Origin of the sequence: Bacillus pseudomycoides DSM 12442 (assembly GCF_000161455.1) — a bacterium.
In the GTDB taxonomy this organism is placed as follows: domain Bacteria; phylum Bacillota; class Bacilli; order Bacillales; family Bacillaceae_G; genus Bacillus_A; species Bacillus_A pseudomycoides.
This window is the reverse complement of sequence record NZ_CM000745.1, coordinates 3,315,349-3,333,155: the sequence shown is the minus strand read 5'-3', so window position 1 is coordinate 3,333,155 and position 17,807 is coordinate 3,315,349. Positions and strand designations below refer to the sequence as shown.

At 35.8% G+C, this 17,807-nt stretch carries 21 protein-coding genes; 14 read left to right on the top strand and 7 right to left on the bottom strand.

Going from position 1 to position 17,807, the window contains the following annotated elements:
• Positions 1-48: 48 nt before the first annotated feature.
• From BPMYX0001_RS16785 to BPMYX0001_RS16770, 4 genes are all read left to right on the top strand, one after another.
• On the top strand, positions 49-597 hold the full coding sequence (locus BPMYX0001_RS16785) for a peroxiredoxin (protein ID WP_003199933.1): 549 nt from the start codon (positions 49-51) through the stop codon (positions 595-597).
• Between the two features lie 74 nt (positions 598-671).
• Entirely contained in the window at positions 672-1,130 is a 459-nt protein-coding gene (locus BPMYX0001_RS16780) for a TlpA disulfide reductase family protein (protein WP_003208302.1), read from the top strand.
• A gap of 352 nt (positions 1,131-1,482) precedes the next feature.
• Positions 1,483-2,349 (top strand): cytochrome d ubiquinol oxidase subunit II, encoded by an 867-nt coding sequence (locus BPMYX0001_RS16775; protein ID WP_016116081.1) that lies wholly within the window; start codon positions 1,483-1,485, stop codon positions 2,347-2,349.
• 87 nt (positions 2,350-2,436) lie between these two features.
• Entirely contained in the window at positions 2,437-3,102 is a 666-nt protein-coding gene (locus BPMYX0001_RS16770; protein ID WP_003199938.1) for a potassium channel family protein, read from the top strand.
• Between the two features lie 53 nt (positions 3,103-3,155).
• Here BPMYX0001_RS16770 and rnjA read toward each other — a convergent pair whose 3' ends face one another.
• Both rnjA and BPMYX0001_RS16760 read right to left on the bottom strand, forming a co-directional pair.
• Entirely contained in the window at positions 3,156-4,823 is a 1,668-nt protein-coding gene (gene rnjA, locus BPMYX0001_RS16765) for a ribonuclease J1 (RefSeq protein ID WP_003199940.1), read from the bottom strand.
• A gap of 3 nt (positions 4,824-4,826) precedes the next feature.
• A complete protein-coding gene (locus tag BPMYX0001_RS16760) occupies positions 4,827-5,039 on the bottom strand; it encodes a DNA-dependent RNA polymerase subunit epsilon (protein ID WP_003199941.1) in 213 nt (70 codons plus the stop codon).
• 594 nt (positions 5,040-5,633) lie between these two features.
• On the opposite strand from BPMYX0001_RS16760, the gene BPMYX0001_RS16755 reads away from it, so the two are divergent.
• Entirely contained in the window at positions 5,634-6,407 is a 774-nt protein-coding gene (locus tag BPMYX0001_RS16755) for a Cof-type HAD-IIB family hydrolase (protein WP_033799075.1), read from the top strand.
• 67 nt (positions 6,408-6,474) lie between these two features.
• On the opposite strand, the gene def is transcribed toward BPMYX0001_RS16755, so the two are convergent.
• Positions 6,475-7,029: a peptide deformylase gene (gene def, locus BPMYX0001_RS16750; RefSeq protein WP_003199945.1), complete on the bottom strand. Its 555-nt coding sequence runs from the start codon at positions 7,027-7,029 to the stop codon at positions 6,475-6,477.
• A 192-nt stretch (positions 7,030-7,221) separates the two neighbouring features.
• On the bottom strand, positions 7,222-7,371 hold the full coding sequence (locus BPMYX0001_RS16745) for a YjcZ family sporulation protein (protein ID WP_018764787.1): 150 nt from the start codon (positions 7,369-7,371) through the stop codon (positions 7,222-7,224).
• A gap of 513 nt (positions 7,372-7,884) precedes the next feature.
• Here BPMYX0001_RS16745 and pdhA point away from each other — a divergent pair.
• From pdhA to lpdA, 4 genes are all read left to right on the top strand, one after another.
• Complete coding sequence (gene pdhA, locus BPMYX0001_RS16740) at positions 7,885-9,000, top strand: pyruvate dehydrogenase E1 component subunit alpha (protein ID WP_000536894.1); 1,116 nt, start codon at positions 7,885-7,887, stop codon at positions 8,998-9,000.
• 3 nt (positions 9,001-9,003) lie between these two features.
• Positions 9,004-9,981, top strand: coding sequence for a pyruvate dehydrogenase complex E1 component subunit beta (pdhB, locus tag BPMYX0001_RS16735; RefSeq protein WP_000068166.1), 978 nt, complete (start codon positions 9,004-9,006; stop codon positions 9,979-9,981).
• A gap of 92 nt (positions 9,982-10,073) precedes the next feature.
• Positions 10,074-11,360, top strand: coding sequence for a dihydrolipoamide acetyltransferase family protein (locus BPMYX0001_RS16730; RefSeq protein WP_006095815.1), 1,287 nt, complete (start codon positions 10,074-10,076; stop codon positions 11,358-11,360).
• A 5-nt stretch (positions 11,361-11,365) separates the two neighbouring features.
• A complete protein-coding gene (lpdA, locus tag BPMYX0001_RS16725) occupies positions 11,366-12,778 on the top strand; it encodes a dihydrolipoyl dehydrogenase (RefSeq protein ID WP_006095814.1) in 1,413 nt (470 codons plus the stop codon).
• A 345-nt stretch (positions 12,779-13,123) separates the two neighbouring features.
• On the opposite strand, the gene BPMYX0001_RS16720 is transcribed toward lpdA, so the two are convergent.
• Entirely contained in the window at positions 13,124-14,341 is a 1,218-nt protein-coding gene (locus tag BPMYX0001_RS16720) for an alginate O-acetyltransferase AlgX-related protein (RefSeq protein WP_006095813.1), read from the bottom strand.
• A gap of 13 nt (positions 14,342-14,354) precedes the next feature.
• On the bottom strand, positions 14,355-15,749 hold the full coding sequence (locus BPMYX0001_RS16715; protein WP_003199957.1) for an MBOAT family O-acyltransferase: 1,395 nt from the start codon (positions 15,747-15,749) through the stop codon (positions 14,355-14,357).
• Positions 15,750-16,020: 271 nt separating this feature from the next.
• Between BPMYX0001_RS16715 and BPMYX0001_RS33200 the strand changes: the two genes are divergently transcribed.
• Positions 16,021-16,257 carry a hypothetical protein gene (locus BPMYX0001_RS33200; protein WP_018764783.1) on the top strand — a complete coding sequence of 79 codons (237 nt, stop codon included), beginning with the start codon at positions 16,021-16,023 and terminating at the stop codon, positions 16,255-16,257.
• On the opposite strand, the gene BPMYX0001_RS16705 is transcribed toward BPMYX0001_RS33200, so the two are convergent.
• On the bottom strand, positions 16,254-16,646 hold the full coding sequence (locus BPMYX0001_RS16705; RefSeq protein WP_006095812.1) for a DUF1885 family protein: 393 nt from the start codon (positions 16,644-16,646) through the stop codon (positions 16,254-16,256). The two genes, BPMYX0001_RS33200 and BPMYX0001_RS16705, sit on opposite strands and share 4 nt — an antisense overlap.
• A 135-nt stretch (positions 16,647-16,781) precedes the next feature.
• Between BPMYX0001_RS16705 and BPMYX0001_RS16700 the strand changes: the two genes are divergently transcribed.
• The 4 genes from BPMYX0001_RS16700 to BPMYX0001_RS16685 all read left to right on the top strand — a co-directional run bounded on the left by BPMYX0001_RS16700 (position 16,782) and on the right by BPMYX0001_RS16685 (position 17,786).
• Positions 16,782-17,078, top strand: a complete 297-nt coding sequence (locus BPMYX0001_RS16700) for a DUF3055 domain-containing protein (protein WP_003199960.1) — start codon at positions 16,782-16,784, stop codon at positions 17,076-17,078.
• A 193-nt stretch (positions 17,079-17,271) separates the two neighbouring features.
• Positions 17,272-17,400, top strand: coding sequence for a GapA-binding peptide SR1P (locus BPMYX0001_RS16695; protein WP_003199961.1), 129 nt, complete (start codon positions 17,272-17,274; stop codon positions 17,398-17,400).
• 61 nt (positions 17,401-17,461) lie between these two features.
• Entirely contained in the window at positions 17,462-17,593 is a 132-nt protein-coding gene (locus BPMYX0001_RS16690; protein WP_006095811.1) for a GapA-binding peptide SR1P, read from the top strand.
• A 64-nt stretch (positions 17,594-17,657) separates the two neighbouring features.
• Positions 17,658-17,786, top strand: a complete 129-nt coding sequence (locus tag BPMYX0001_RS16685) for a GapA-binding peptide SR1P (RefSeq protein WP_006095810.1) — start codon at positions 17,658-17,660, stop codon at positions 17,784-17,786.
• The last annotated feature ends 21 nt before the right edge of the window (positions 17,787-17,807 follow it).

Here is a 17,807-nt window from a genome sequence, read left to right as displayed (position 1 = left end):
TACAAGAGTAGACAATATATGATAAAAAATTTACGGAGGTTGATACATATGGCAGAACGTATGGTAGCAAAACAAGCGCCACGCTTTGAAATGGACGCTGTTATGCCAAACAAAGAATTTGGTAAAGTAAGTCTTGAAGAGGTTATGAAACAGGACAAATGGACGGTACTTTTCTTCTATCCAATGGACTTCACTTTCGTATGTCCAACAGAAATTATCGCACTTTCTGATCGTTATGATGAGTTCGAAGATTTAGATGCAGAAGTAATTGGTGTATCTACTGATACAATTCACACTCACTTAGCTTGGATTAACACTGACCGTACGAAAAACGGTTTAGGTGAATTAAAATACCCTCTAGCTGCTGATACAAACCATGTAGTATCTCGTGACTACGGTGTATTACTTGAAGAAGAAGGTATCGCACTTCGTGGTTTATTCATCATTAGCCCAGAAGGCGAATTAATGTACCAAGTTGTACATCACAACAACATTGGCCGTGAAGTTGACGAAGTAATTCGTGTTCTTCAAGCTCTTCAAACTGGTGGACTTTGCCCAGCAAACTGGAAACCAGGTCAAGCAACTTTAAACGTTTAATTTTATTGTGAAATATAGCAGGGTCTAACAATATTTTGTTAGGCCTTTCTCTACATTCGTAAGGGGGGAAAATCATGAAATTACGTCAACCAATGCCTTCTTTAGACGGTGCAACAACAGTGTTAAATGGAGAAGTAGTACGTGAATCACTAATTGGCGAAAAGCCAACACTTATTCATTTCTGGTCAGTTAGTTGTCACTTATGTAAAGAAGCAATGCCAGATATTAATAAATTCCGTGATGAATATAAAGAGCAATTAAATGTTGTTGCAGTTCATATGCCACGTTCAGAAGAAGATTTAAATCTTGAGCAAGTGGAAGCAGTTGCAAAAGAGCACGGAATATCCCAACCGATTTTGGTGGATAACCAACACAAGATTGCCGATGCATTTGAAAATCAATATGTACCAGCGTATTATGTATTTGATAAAAATGGTGTGCTTCGTCATTTCCAAGCAGGTGGAAGTGGAATGAAAATGCTAACAAAACGAGTAAATCGTGTGTTAGATGAAGCGAAAAAAGAAGCTGAATAAGATGGGAAGCTTTCTCTTTACATGCTAGATGACTTGGAAGGAGAAGTTTCTTTTGATATGTGCAAAGCCTCCTTTTCATTAGGAGGTTTTTGTTTTATTACGCTATTCATGGGTGGTAAGAGCTCCACCTCAACATGCAGCGAAAGTAAAGAAGGTAGGTGGGGGGGAGAAACCTCCATTGATTAAAATTTCACTTTATAAATAGTAGGATAAATGAGAAATGGGACGTGTACATACTAATTTAGAAATAAAAATCTTACTGAAGGAAATGGAACTGTATGTTTTAGTTTACTTTTTATGCGATAAATGTGTAAAATCAATGTGATATATAGAAAAAAGGGTGGGGAATCAGGTGCAGATTGGCAGTGCAATCTTGTGTTTCTTTTTATACGCATATGTTATTATTGCAGCAGTTTATTTCGGGATAAGTTTTTACGCATATCGCTTAACGAATAAACGAGGATATGAAGAAACATATAAATGGGTGAAAGGTTATTTATCACCAGTATTAGAGATTATGAATGGATTCGTTCTTTTTTTATTTATTGGTCTAATTGCCTTTTCGACAAGTCTAGTTGGAAATAAGACAACATTATTTGTAATTGGCGTCACTATTTTTATGCTTTTAGGAATTCGAATAGGAAATGCTGTGTTTTGGAATGAAAGGAAAATTGACGGATGGACAGGTATGCTGATTCCAAGTATGTTAGCAGCTATTGTTACGAATATAGAACATGAATATAATCAGTTACATTTTTGGTTAATCATCGTATTAACAATTCTTTCTGTCCTGTATATAAGTACAGCATTTTTAACGTATTGCGCAAATGAAAAAGGTGATTTTAATGGGATTCGATTTTTTCGGAGTCGAGCGTTATTTTGGAGTGTTCCCACGATGTTAGTCATTGGAATTATTGCACTTGTTGTAAATGGATATAACTTTGCAGGATGGCAAGTGTTTTTAGAGACCTGGTGGATATTTATTATTTCATTTTGTGCATTTTTAGGAGCAACTCATTATTTATTTCATCAACAGCATTATAAATGGGCGCTCTTATTTGCTTTTACACAGCTCTTATTTGCCTTTTTTGGTCAAGAAACATTATTATTTGTGTTTCAAACGTTTAGTTCGTTTGGAAATATTTTTGTTTTTGGTATGCTCATTTGTATTATTGCATTTTATTTGCAGCAGTATTTCTATATACAAAAGCAAAAATAAGTATACGTTGATTACTAGTCTTTGTGGCGAATATAAAGTATGCTACAATAAAAGTAGACAGGACTTGATGTTATTGGAGGAATTCATGTGAGTGAGAAAGAGAAAGAATTTGCTGTCATCGGACTTGGACGTTTTGGAGGCAGTATTTGTCGTGAATTAGCTCAATTAGGTATGGAAGTAATGGCAATTGATTCTGATGAAGACAAGATAAATGAATTTGCAAATATTGCTTCGCATGCAGTGATTGCAGATTCAACAGATGAAATGGTCTTAAAGAGCCTTGGAATTCGCAATTTCGATCATGTAGTTGTTGCGATTGGTGACAATTTAAATGCGAGTATTTTAACGACTCTTATTTTAAAAGAATTAGGCGTAAAAAATATTACTGTTAAGGCTCAAAATGATTATCATGAAAAAGTGTTAACTAAAATAGGGGCAGATCATATTGTCCATCCTGAACGCGATATGGGAAAACGAATTGCGAATAATATTGCTTCAAGTAACGTATTAGATTACTTAGAGCTTTCAGATGAGCATAGTATTGTAGAAATTATCGCAAATAAAAAAATTGATGGCCACTCTTTAATTGAACTAGATATTCGTGCGAAGTTTGGATTAAACATTGTGGCAATTAAGCGAGGGAAGGAAGTTATTGTTTCTCCTCGAGCTACAGAAAATATTCAATCAGGAGATATTTTAATTGTAATTGGTCATGATGATGAAGTGAATCGCTTTAAGCACTTCTTACGATAGGATATAATGTGAAATAAAAAAGGACAATGCTCGCAGCAAGCATTGTCCTTTTTTTATATTTCCATAATGATTGGTAAAATCATTGGACGGCGTTTTGTTTTTTCATACAAGAATGGTGCTAATGTATCTGTAATCTCATTTTTAATTTCAGACCATTGTGTTGTCTTTCGCTCCATTACTTTTTCTAAATGAGTAGTAATTAAAGTTTGTGCATCGTTGATTAAATCGCTACTCTCACGCATATAAACGAATCCACGAGAGATAATATCAGGTCCTGCTGCAACTTTAAATTCTTTCATATCAATGCTGACAACTACGATAACAAGTCCTTCTTCAGAAAGAATACGACGGTCGCGTAATACAATGTTACCAATATCACCAATGCCGTTTCCATCAATATAAACAGAGCCGGATGGGATTTTTCCAGCAACGTTTGCTTCATCTGAACGTAAGGCAAGAACATCACCATTGTCCATAATGAAGCAATTTTCTTCTGGAATACCACAATCGTTTGCCAATTTCATATGCATACGTTGCATGCGAAATTCACCATGAATTGGCATAAAGTATTTAGGTTTAATGAGACGTAGCATTAACTTCTGTTCTTCTTGTCCACCATGTCCACTTGTGTGAATGTTTGAAAGTTTACCATGAATAACATCAGCACCAGCACGGTATAACATATTAATTGTACGGCTTACGCTAACTGTATTCCCTGGAATTGGTGAAGAAGAGAAAACAACTGTATCACCAGGGATAATTTGAATTTGACGATGTGTACCGTTAGCAATACGAGAGAGTGCTGCCATTGGTTCCCCTTGACTACCTGTGCATAAAATAACAACTTTATTAGCTGGTAGGCGATTTAGTTGAGACGCTTCTATAAATGTATCTTTTGGACAACGAATATAACCAAGATTATGACCAATCTCAATTGCTGCTTCCATGCTTCGGCCAAATACAGCTACTTTACGATTGTTTTCAACAGCAGCTTCTACAACTTGTTGTAAACGATGAATATTGGACGCGAAGGTTGCAAAGATAATACGTCCTTCCACTTTGCGGAAAATATCTTGAATGCTATCACCGACGCGGCGTTCAGACATTGTAAAGTTAGGTACTTCACTATTGGTACTATCAGATAAGAGACAAAGGACACCGTCTTTACCGATTTCTGCCATTTTCGTTAAATCTGCTGGTTCCCCTACTGGTGTGAAATCAAATTTAAAGTCTCCCGTATGAACAATTTGCCCTTGCGGTGTTTTCACAACAACTCCATATGAATCTGGAATACTGTGCGTCGTACGGAAGAAGGAAACAGATGTCTTTTTGAATTTAATAACATCGTCTTCTTGAATTTCGTAAAGTTTTGCTTTACGAAGTAATCCGTGCTCTTCTAACTTGTTTTTAATTAAGGCGATTGCCAATTTCCCACCATAAATTGGGATGTTCACTTGGCGTAATAAATAAGGGATTCCACCGATATGATCTTCGTGACCATGTGTGATAAATAACCCTTTAATTTTATCTTCGTTTCGTACAAAATAAGTGTAATCAGGAATCACGTAATCGATTCCGAGAAGTTCGTCTTCTGGAAATTTAATTCCAGCATCAATTATAATAATTTCATCTTGAAATTGGACAGCATATGTATTTTTGCCGATTTCACCGAGTCCACCAAGAGCAAAAACGGCCGCCTGATCATTTTTTAGGAATTTCATAAATTATACGATCTCCGTTAATGTTAAATCAGCATTTTGCTTTTCGTATTCAAGATGAGCGCCAGTAACAGATTGGACAAACTCAATATTATATGCGAACTTTTGTAATTTTGTACGAACGTCTCTTTCAGATTCCGCTTCTAAATATAAAACTTTTGTATTTTCACGTACTGGAACCTCAGTCATTTTTTCTTGATAGAATACTTTAAAAATCATTGGGAAAACCTCTCCTTGTCTATGTTTTGCATTATCTGTTACCTATTATAAAGCAAATAGTCATGATTTTCATGTTTTTTCGAATGAGAATGAAGAAAAAGCCCGAAATGGGCACGATTTAAGCCATGGTCTTTTTACGGACTAAATCGTTTAAATATCGTTTTAACTTTTTCTTCAGCTTCTTCAGCATGATTACTCCTTCCTTTCCTTATTTCAAATATGCATACTTATTTTTTGTTTAGTCAGTAGTAACTCTTCATCTCTACATACTAGGAAATCATAGAAGAGAAATGAGGGAAGTGCTGTCCGGATATTCAAGGGTTTTATTGACTCGTGCAGATGTAATCTTATGTTACGTTTTTGGCTCTCACAGGCAGTATGCCCCCCAGTTATGAATATAGTATGAGATAGATTAGAAAAGAAAATTCATTCAAACAAACATCAATGTTCTTTTGATAGTATATGCATATTGTGCGAATAAGGTTAGGAAGTGAACGCTTTCTTCACAGATGTTTAATATGTTATACTTTTTTTTAGGATTTGAAAAGAAATAGTCAAGGTAGGAACATAGAAGGGCTAGAAAGGGTTTTGAAAATGAATGATAAAATCGTCTTTTTTGATATTGATGGAACATTACTAGATCATGATAAAAAAATTCCGCAATCTACAAGAGAAGCCGTGCGTATGTTGCAGGAAAAAGGAGTACATGTGGCAATTGCGACAGGGCGTGCGCCTTTCATGTTTGAAGATATTCGTAATGAACTTAATATTCATAATTATGTTAGTTTTAATGGCCAATATGTTGTATTTGAAGATGAGGTTATATTTAAAAATCCGCTACATTCTAATACGTTACATACATTTACAAGATTTGCAAAGCAAGAGGGATACCCGCTTGTTTATTTAGATCATAAGGATATGAAGGCAACAGTAGAATATCATGATTATGTAAAAGAAAGTTTCGGAAGTTTGGAGTTTGAACATCCAGTATATGAACCGGGTTTTTATGAAAAACGTGATATTTATCAAACGCTTCTTTTTTGCCAAGCAGGTGAAGAAGAAAAGTTTCTTCATGATTATCCAGATTTTCACTTTATTCGTTGGCATGCATATTCGATGGACATTATCCCAAATGGTGGTTCAAAAGCAAAGGGAATTGAAAAGTTTATTGAGAAATTAGGATTTAAACGTGAACAGGTCTATGCTTTTGGAGATGGGTTAAATGATTTAGAGATGATTGAAGCGGTAGGAACAGGTATTGTGATGGGGAATGGTCATGAGGATTTGAAAAAACTTGCTAATTATGTGACGAAAGATGTTAGTGAAGATGGGATTCTTCACGGCTTACAGTGGGCTCATTTATTGTAACAAAAGAGTATGGGAACCATTTCATTATAAAAAAAGCAGGAGCTAAAGCTTCTGCTTTTTTGTTATTTTATCTTTCGAATGGTTTTGCATCATCAGGGGATGCAAAAGGGTTTTCTTGATTAATGTGGTCATAGAACATTACGCCGTTTAAATGATCAATTTCATGTTGAAATACAATCGCTGGTAACCCTTTTAAACGTAATTTTACTTCTTCACCATCGATAGTAGTCGCTTTAACTGTGATTCGTGTGTAACGCGGAACGTAGCCGGGAACTTCACGATCTACAGATAGGCACCCTTCGCCGCCCGATAAGTATGTACGTTCAACGGAGTGACTAATAATTTTTGGATTGAATAAAGCATAGCTGTATAATGTCTCATTTGTATCAGTAACATGAACAGCAATCATTCTTTTTGAAATGCCAATTTGTGGTGCAGCAATCCCGATTCCTGGACGTAAATTATATTTTTCAACCATTTCAGGGTGTTGACTGTTTATTACAAGTTCGATCATTTCTTTAAGAGTACGTATATCTTCTTCACTTGCTGGCAGAGGTACTTCTTCTGCTACTGCTCGTAGAATGGGATTTCCTTCACGAATTACATCATTCATTGTAAGCATTCACAATCTCTCCTTTCTCCTTTAGTCTACCAAAGGAGCTGAAAAAAGTCATGATAAAGTACATAGCCTCTATATATAATTGGAGAGAATTAAGAGTATGCCGGGTGCGGCACTTTCTTCATCAGAGTTCGTTTAGTAAAAAGAAAAGACGGCATAGCCGCCTGTTTCTTTCTATAGTTGTTTTGTTTTACATTAACGAATGCAAGCAGCACCAACGATAATTAAAAGGATAAACAATACAACGATTAAGGCAAAGCCGCGTCCGGATCCTCCTCCGCAAGAACCTCCATAGCCATAGGAAGGATATGAACAAGTTGGATAGCAATATGTGTATCCGTACATGAGATGACCTCCTTTATCATTTCCCGCTAACACTGCGGTTATTATAATGTATGGGAGAGTGATTAGGAGTGTATAGACATTCGCCTAGAAAAGGAAGAAGCGATTGCATATTTTTGTTGTAAAGAGAGAAAAACTAAGAAGAATTAATCGTTTACATATTATTCTACGATGAAAAGATGGTTAAAAAGGGAATAATATAACAGTAGGTTATTGCTTACTAATACAGATGTGAAAATGAAAACACCTATGTACAGTGGAAACCTCAATGTTATTCATAAAAAAAAACGTAACCAAAGTAATTGACATCGTGATTAGAATAGTTGTAAACTAAAAAACGTGATCAAGATTGTATTAATATGTTTCTGAAAAAACATTAGTACAGATTGTTAGGTACACAAAATTATTCTCAACCGGCGAGGTTTCCTGTCGGTTTACATGGTTGCGTTTTCTTTCTAGCTAGTTGCTAGTGAAAGCGTTTCAGAATATGGTTCAAGAGAGGAAGAGGTGAACGGAATGGGTACTAAAACAAAAAAGACCCTATTTAATGTTGATGAGCAAATGAAAGCTATCGCAGCTCAATTTGAAACATTACAAATTTTAAATGAAAAAGGCGAAGTTGTGAATGAAGCAGCAATGCCTGAATTAACTGATGATCAATTAAAAGAATTAATGCGCCGTATGGTGTATACTCGCGTACTAGATCAACGTTCTATTTCTTTAAACCGTCAAGGACGTTTAGGTTTCTACGCACCAACAGCTGGACAAGAAGCTTCTCAATTAGCAAGTCATTTCGCACTTGAAGCAGAAGACTTCATCTTACCAGGATATCGTGACGTTCCACAATTAGTATGGCATGGTTTACCATTATACCAAGCATTCTTATTCTCTCGTGGACACTTCATGGGTAACCAAATGCCTGAAAATGTAAATGCACTTGCTCCACAAATCATCATCGGTGCGCAAATTATCCAAACTGCTGGTGTTGCGTTAGGTATGAAATTACGTGGTAAAAAATCTGTTGCAATTACTTACACAGGTGACGGCGGTGCTTCTCAAGGTGACTTCTACGAAGGTATGAACTTTGCAGGTGCATTCAAAGCTCCAGCAATCTTCGTTGTTCAAAACAACCGTTATGCAATTTCTACTCCAGTAGAAAAACAATCTGCAGCAAAAACTGTAGCGCAAAAAGCAGTAGCAGCAGGTATTTACGGAATTCAAGTAGACGGTATGGACCCATTAGCTGTATACGCAGCAACTGCTTTTGCTCGTGAGCGCGCAGTAAATGGCGAAGGTCCTACTTTAATCGAGACTTTAACATTCCGTTATGGTCCACATACAATGGCTGGTGATGACCCAACTCGTTACCGTACAAAAGATATCGAAAACGAATGGGAACAAAAAGATCCAATCGTACGCTTCCGTGCATTCTTAGAAAACAAAGGCCTATGGTCTCAAGAAGTAGAAGAAAAGGTAATCGAAGAAGCTAAAGAAGATATCAAACAAGCAATTGCTAAGGCTGACCAAGCTCCAAAACAAAAAGTTACTGATTTAATGGAAATCATGTACGAAAAAATGCCTTACAACTTAGCTGAACAGTATGAAATTTACAAAGAAAAGGAGTCGAAGTAAGCCATGGCTCAAATGACAATGATTCAAGCAATCACTGATGCTTTACGCGTTGAAATGAAAAATGACCCTAACGTACTTGTGTTTGGTGAAGACGTTGGTGTAAACGGCGGTGTATTCCGTGCTACTGAAGGTTTACAAGCTGAATTCGGTGAAGACCGTGTAATGGATACTCCACTTGCAGAGTCTGGTATTGGTGGACTTGCAGTTGGACTTGCACTTGAAGGATTCCGTCCAGTTCCAGAAATCCAATTCTTTGGTTTCGTTTATGAAGTAATGGATTCAATTTCTGGTCAATTAGCTCGTATGCGTTACCGTTCTGGTGGACGTTGGACTGCTCCAGTAACAGTTCGTTCTCCATTCGGTGGTGGTGTTCATACTCCTGAACTACATGCTGATAGCTTAGAAGGATTAGTGGCTCAACAACCTGGTCTAAAAGTTGTTATTCCATCTACTCCATACGATGCAAAAGGTCTTTTAATCTCTGCGATTCGTGACAACGATCCAGTTATCTACTTAGAGCATATGAAATTGTACCGTTCATTCCGTCAAGATGTACCAGAAGGCGAATACACAATTGATTTAGGTAAAGCTGATATCAAACGTGAAGGTACAGATGTATCTGTTATCGCTTACGGTGCTATGGTTCACGCTGCATTAAAAGCTGCTGAAGAACTTGAAAAAGAAGGTATCTCTTTAGAGGTTGTTGACTTACGTACAGTTCAACCATTAGATATCGAAACAATCATTGCTTCTGTTGAAAAAACAGGCCGCGTAGTTGTTGTTCAAGAAGCTCAAAAACAAGCTGGTATTGCAGCAAACGTTGTAGCGGAAATTAACGACCGTGCAATCTTAAACTTAGAAGCTCCAGTTGTACGTGTTGCAGCTGCTGATACAGTATTCCCATTCTCTCAAGCTGAGAGCGTATGGTTACCAAACCATAAAGATATTGTTGAAGCTGTTAACAAAGTAATGAACTTCTAATTTTAGTTTTTCATGTGCAAAAGAAATCAGCACATGCTGATTTCTTTTGTGCTTATTCCATAATAATGATATGAATCAGGGGGCTGAATTCCGTGGCATTTGAATTTAAACTACCAGATATCGGTGAAGGTATCCACGAAGGTGAAATCGTAAAATGGTTTATTAAACCAGGCGATGAAGTAAACGAAGACGACGTACTTCTTGAAGTACAAAATGATAAAGCAGTTGTAGAGATCCCTTCTCCAGTTAAAGGTAAAGTACTTGAAGTACTTGTAGAAGAAGGTACAGTTGCAGTGGTAGGAGATACTTTAATTAAGTTTGATGCTCCTGGATACGAAAACCTTAAATTTAAAGGTGACGACCATGACGATGCTCCAAAAGCAGAGGAAGCAAAAGCAGAAGCTCCAGTAGCAGCTACTTCAGCTCCAGCAGAAGCTGAAGAAGTAGTAAACGAGCGCGTAATTGCTATGCCATCTGTACGTAAGTACGCTCGTGAAAAAGGTGTAGACATTCATAAAGTAGCTGGCACTGGTAAAAATGGCCGCGTTGTAAAAGCTGACATCGATGCATTTGCAAATGGTGGACAAGCAGTAGCAGCAACTGAAGCTCCAGTAGCAGAAGCTCCAGCAGCAGCGAAAGAAGAAGCACCAAAAGCACAACCAATCCCAGCTGGTGAATACCCAGAAACTCGTGAGAAAATGAGCGGTATCCGTAAAGCAATTGCGAAAGCAATGGTTAACTCTAAACACACAGCTCCTCACGTAACATTAATGGACGAAGTAGATGTAACAGAACTTGTTGCTCACCGTAAAAAGTTCAAAGCTGTTGCAGCTGACAAAGGTATTAAATTAACTTACCTTCCATACGTTGTAAAAGCTTTAACATCTGCATTACGTGAATACCCAATGTTGAACACTTCTTTAGATGATGCATCTTCAGAAATCGTTCATAAACATTACTTCAACATCGGTATCGCAGCTGATACAGACAAAGGTCTATTGGTACCAGTTGTTAAAGATACAGATCGTAAGTCTATCTTCACAATCTCTAACGAGATCAATGAGCTTGCTGGTAAAGCACGTGACGGTCGTCTAGCTCCAGCAGAAATGAAAGGTGCTTCTTGCACAATCACAAACATTGGTTCTGCAGGTGGACAATGGTTCACTCCAGTTATTAATCACCCGGAGGTAGCAATCCTTGGTATTGGCCGTATCGCTGAGAAACCAGTTGTGAAAAACGGTGAAATCGTTGCAGCTCCAGTATTAGCATTATCTCTAAGCTTTGACCATCGTTTAATTGACGGCGCAACTGCTCAAAAAGCATTAAACCAAATTAAACGTTTATTGAACGACCCACAATTATTAGTAATGGAGGCGTAATAACAATGGTAGTAGGAGATTTCCCAATTGAATTAGATACAGTCGTTGTTGGTGCAGGTCCTGGTGGATATGTTGCAGCAATTCGTGCAGCACAATTAGGTCAAAAGGTAGCAATTATTGAAAAAGCTAACCTTGGTGGCGTATGCTTAAACGTTGGATGTATTCCTTCTAAAGCATTAATCAATGCAGGTCATCGTTATGAGAATGCAAAACATTCTGATGACATGGGTATCATTGCTGAGAACGTAACAGTTGACTTCACAAAAGTTCAAGAATGGAAAAACGGCGTAGTTAAGAAATTAACTGGCGGTGTTGAAGGCCTTCTTAAAGGTAACAAAGTTGAAATCATTCGCGGTGAAGCTTACTTCGTAGATGCTAACACATTACGTGTAATGACTGAAGATGCAGCTCAAACTTATACGTTTAAAAATGCTGTTCTTGCAACTGGTTCTACACCAATCGAAATTCCTGGATTCAAATATTCTAAACGCGTTATCAACTCTACAGGTGCTTTAAGCTTACCTGAAATTCCTAAAAAACTTGTTGTAATCGGCGGCGGTTACATCGGTATGGAATTAGGAACTGCATATGCTAACTTCGGTACTGAAGTTACTGTAGTAGAAGCTGGCGATGAAATTTTAGCTGGTTTTGAAAAAGCAATGAGCACAGTTGTTAAACGTGCTCTTCAGAAAAAAGGTAACGTAAACATCCATACAAAAGCTATGGCTAAAGGCGTTGAAGAAACAGAAACTGGCGTAAAAGTTAGCTTCGAAGTTAAAGGCGAAGTACAAACTGTAGAAGCAGATTATGTATTAGTAACTGTAGGTCGTCGTCCAAACACTCAAGAAATCGGTCTTGAGCAAGTTGGAGTTAAAATGACTGACCGTGGTATCATCGAAATCGATGAGCAATGCCGTACAAACGTACCAAACATCTATGCAATCGGTGATATCGTTCCTGGACCACCATTAGCTCACAAAGCTTCTTACGAAGGTAAAGTAGCTGTGGAAGCAATTAGTGGACATGCATCAGCTATCGATTACATCGGAATTCCTGCAGTATGCTTCACTGATCCAGAATTAGCATCTGTTGGTTACACTAAGAAACAAGCTCAAGAAGCTGGAATGGAAGTAGCGGTTTCTAAATTCCCATTCGCTGCAAACGGCCGTGCATTATCATTAAACAGCACAGACGGTTTCGTACAACTTGTAACTCGTAAAGAAGATGGTCTTCTTGTAGGTGCGCAAGTTGCAGGTGCAGGCGCTTCTGATATTATCTCTGAGATTGGTTTAGCTATCGAAGCTGGAATGACAGCAGAAGATATCGCTCAAACAATCCATGCTCACCCAACATTAGGTGAAATCACAATGGAAGCAGCGGAAGTTGCTCTTGGAATGCCAATTCACATTGTAAAATAATATGAAGTAGATAAAAAACCACTTTCTAGATATTAGAAGGTGGTTTTTTATTTTTTATGTTAGGTAAGCTTTTTTAATCTCCATGCTGGAAGGAAATAAAGTTATTAGGATGAAATAGAGGATTGAATTGGAGGAAAGAATAATATTATTAATAGAAGTTACATTTTATCTTCCCATTCGTAGATAGTAGTGTAGTAACCCACATTTAATGAAAGCAAAGAAGCTGTCAAGATAAGTGATCTATAAAATCTAAGTTCTCGGACTGAATAAAATTTCAGTGTATTATAGAAAAAATAAAAACAACAAATAAGAGGTGATTCTTCGTCACCTCTTATTTGCTATTTTTTATTGTTCATTTTTAAATTGGTACATTTCTGGGCTTATACTAGAGTCATTATACAGGAATAGTATGACATCAGGATTTAATTCTTTTAGATCTTTTATTATATTTTTACTAGCTGCAAATCGTGGATCGATAAATGTTATTTGTTCAAAATGCTGAGCAAATAAGGGATATGTTGCATCAGCATAAGAATCTTTGATAACTATAGCATGTAATTTGTTTTTTGCTTTCGAATTTAGGATATTAATTTGTGCATAGTCTGTTTGATAGACCGCAGCATAATTTGGTGCAGGTTGTTTTTTATCCTTTGCAAAGAACTCTTTCATTGGTACTTTAGTTGCTTGCTCAGATACAGGCCCAATATATACGGTGTAATCATCCCAAGCATTTGGATTTTGCTTTAATTGCACATAAGGGATTTGTTCAGGAGTTTTTATTAAATTATACAGTTGTTTATTCCAACTTCCAATAAAATCTCCATTAGGTTTTTCAGTAATGAATTTATAATTATCTGGATTTACTTTAGCATCTTTATATATCTTTGAGTGATCAGATATATAATTCATTGCATATTCATATCCATAAAAGGCACCTTTCATATTCCAATGATGGTCTGTTTTAAAGTATAAACTTTCTAACTGTTCACGGCTAAACTCTTTTTGGAAGAATGGCAGAACATCGATAACAGGAAAGTTTATATTATTTAATGCTTGTACAAGGTAATCGCGATGTTTTTGGTCATATCCACGATCTACGTAGGGTGGATATCTATATGAAAATGTCGTTAGTTTACTTGGTGCTAACATAAAATAAAACTCAGTTTTTGGAAACTGATTTCTTAAATTATCTAATTCATTTACAGATTGCTTCATTTGTTCACGTTCGTCAGTTTTTGTTGGTTCAGATAAAATAAAACCATCGTTTGCAACATATTTTTGATTTATAAATGTTCGGTTGAAGTGTATTTGTAAATTTGTATATGTTTTAATAAAGAAATCCCGAACTGCAATATGATCTGTAAAGTGTAACTCGGTATCTTTGAAGTATTTTCCTGATTTTAAACCATCTTTAGTTAAGACAGGATCAATAGCTAGATCCCTATTTTCAAAATTAGAAAAGGTTTTTTTATCCAAGTAAATAATTTTTCCAGTCCATATACACATTCCGAAAATAACAATTAAAAATCCTGTAATTAATATACGGTTGTTTAAATTTTTCATAGCTACCCCTCCTTTAAAAGCGGAAGTAAATAAATGGATTATACGTTGCATTTGTTAAATACATCATAACGATTATTAGCACACTTAAATAATAAAGTGGAGATAAAATTACTATCCTTTTTGTTGAAAGCATAGTTTTCAGCCAAGAAAAAATTGGAGCTGAAGTAACAATTGCCAGGAGAAAAATTCCCCAATAGTTCATGACATAGAAGTAACTCTTAATGTCTGTTAATGGTCCATTTATTCCAAACATTGTTTGGAGAAATTCAAAACAGTAAGCAAAATTATCAGCTCGGAAGAAAACCCATCCAATGATTACTAAAAACATAACGTATACATGTTGGACCGGGCGCCACATATTTTGTAACACTTTCTCAAAACCGGCTTTTTCTAAAGCAATGAGACATCCGTAATAAATTCCCCAAATCATAAATGTCCAACTAGCTCCATGCCAAAAACCTGTTAGTGCCCATACGATAAAAAGATTACGATAGACTTTCCAGCTGGATACTCGGTTTCCTCCAAGTGGAATATAGACATAATCGCGGAACCACGAACCAAGTGAAATGTGCCAACGACGCCAAAATTCAGAAATGGATTTTGAAATATATGGATAATTGAAATTCTCTAGAAAATCAAATCCAAACATTTTTCCTAATCCAATTGCCATATCACTATACCCAGAAAAATCAAAATAGATTTGTAGTGTATAAGCGATAGCACCAATCCAAGCGGTAGAAACACTCATGGTTGCTGGATCCATGGCGAAGATTTCATCGGCAATAGCGCCTAATTGATTAGCGATTAACACTTTTTTTCCTAATCCGATGATAAAACGTCGAACTCCTTCAGAGAATTTATCGGCATCAACTGTTCGGGTATGTAGTTGATGAGAAATTGTGTTATAACGAACGATTGGCCCAGCAACTAATTGAGGGAAAACAGTAAAGTACAATGCGAGATCAAAAATATTACGCTGAGCATCTACTTTCTTCTTATATATATCAATGATATAACTCATAGCGTGGAAAGTAAAAAAGGAAATACCAATCGGCAATGGAATCTTTTCTAATACAATGTTTGTATGAAACATTGTATTTATATTATCGATTAAGAAATTAGCATATTTAAAATAACCTAAAATAGCTGTGTTTATAATAATAGCTAAAGTTAAGAGCGTTTTTCTACTAAGTATAGTTGCTCTTTCTTTGGCAAGCCAAATACCAAACCAATAGTTTATAAAAATAGAAAAGAGCATGAGAAATACATATATTGGTTCTCCCCACGCATAAAATAATAAGCTAAATAATAGAAGAACAATATTTTGCAATTCTTTGCGAACAGTGTAATATACAAATAACACTGCAGGTAAAAACAAACATAAGAATAAGAGGTTACTAAATACCATTTATGTTAAGTCCTTTCTGTAAGTTCATAGGCAGTCAGTAAAATATTATATCACAATTATAGAAATATAAAGAGTTTAATCTTGCTATAATTATCTGTTTAATGGAAGTTCTTTGCTCTCATATGTAAAATCTTTTTTAAAAGAAGAAGCATCCTAGCTGTCCTTTAGATTTTGGACAGCTAGGATGCTTCTTACGTATATTATGTAATGATTTTTTTGAAATGCCCATATATATTGTAATAAACTAGGACATATGAAAGGGGGCAACGACTTGAAAATATCACTTGTTTCGATCTTTCATTTTATTATATGGGGCGGGTTTTCATTAGTGTTATTATTATCAAATCGTGATAAAGCACATTACAAAGTATTACTTTTTTTTATATTTTTTTATTTAGCTTATGTTATTGCACATTTTATGTTGCACTCCAGAAAAGAGGCAGTTTGTTGTACCATTGGAAATAGTATGTTCTTTTTTTTTATTAAATATCTCTTTTTCACAGGTTAGCGTTTATAAAAATACATTGTTCTTCCATTAAATAACCTTAATTCACCTTCTAATTTCTTGGCTAAAAAACGGCAGAATTCATTCGCTTTTCCTTTATCTCCAAATGTGGCAGTAGAAGGTAAGGAGATTTGAACGAAAGCTTGCTCGTTTTCTATTCCAACCCCCACATAAATAGAATTATATCGATCATGACTAGATTTTAGCTCAAGTGTAGTATCAGACGTATCAAGTATTTCGTATGGAAATGCAACGTTAGTATATGCATAGCTAACTTGCACACCGGTTTGGGAAGTAATTTCTTTATAATAACGAAAAAGTTGTTTTACATCTTCTAATGAGATAGCTTGTTGTTTAGATTTAGGTACAAGTTTAATAAATGCATGTTGCATAAAGATTTTCCTCCTGACGTAATATATATATTTATTTTAACACTGTTGTAAATTTTTTGACAATTAAAAAGGGATCATTCCTCGTTTTGTTTAATATATACAAGTAGAAAGTGTTGTGAAGAAAGGAGGGAGTAAATGTTTGAAAAATTGTATGATGAGCATGAAAGTGTGAAGGTACGATTTCTAGGATTTATGACACATGAGAACCGTTATGACTTTGGGGTCATTTATACAAATATGTTTTTTGGGAAACCTCTTGTCGTGTGCATGCAAACAGGGAGAGCAACTCTACTAGGACAAGATGATGTAGATAATGTTCAACATTTACAACAGGTCTTTAAATTACAATCGGAGGAGGAGGCGGATGATTTAGCACAGTTCTTTAAGTTTCTTGTACCACCTACTTCTTTACATGCTGAATATGAAGAATAAACAAAAGGGAACAGTCGTACTTATTAAGATATGACTGTTTTTTTGTTATTGTCTCATACTAATGTAAAATAAAATTTTTAATGTGTTATACTAAAAACCTATTGACGTAAAAAGTATAACATATTAAAATGAAGACAGAAAGTTAAGCGGTTACAAAAGTTTTTGGGATTATAAACTTAGGGGGAAATAAAAAATGGGAACAATCGTATGTCAAGATTGTGAAAGTACAATTGCACACTTCGAGGATGAGAAAGTAACGGTACTTTACGGGAAATGTGAATTTTGCGGATGTGATCACAAGGAGCATACAAAAGCCCAATAATATATAGGAATCTTGCAGCTGAAAAAGTTTTTAGGACCATAAACTTAGGGGGAAATGAAAAATGGGAACAATCGTATGTCAAGTTTGTGAAGGAACAATTGCACACTTTGAAGATGAAAAAACAACAGTACTTTATGGGAAATGTGGATCTCATTGTGAATGTGATCATAAAGAACATACAAAAGCCCAGTAATATATAGGAAGTTTATGAATATAAAGATTTGAAACTATAAATGAAACTCAGGGGGAAATAAAAAATGGGAACAATTGTATGTCAAGCCTGTGAAGGAACAATCGCACACTTTGAAGATGAAAAAACAACAGTACTTTACGGGAAATGTGGATCTTGCGGATGTGATCACAAGGAGCATACAAAAGCCCAATAATTAAAAAGGCGCCTGCACATC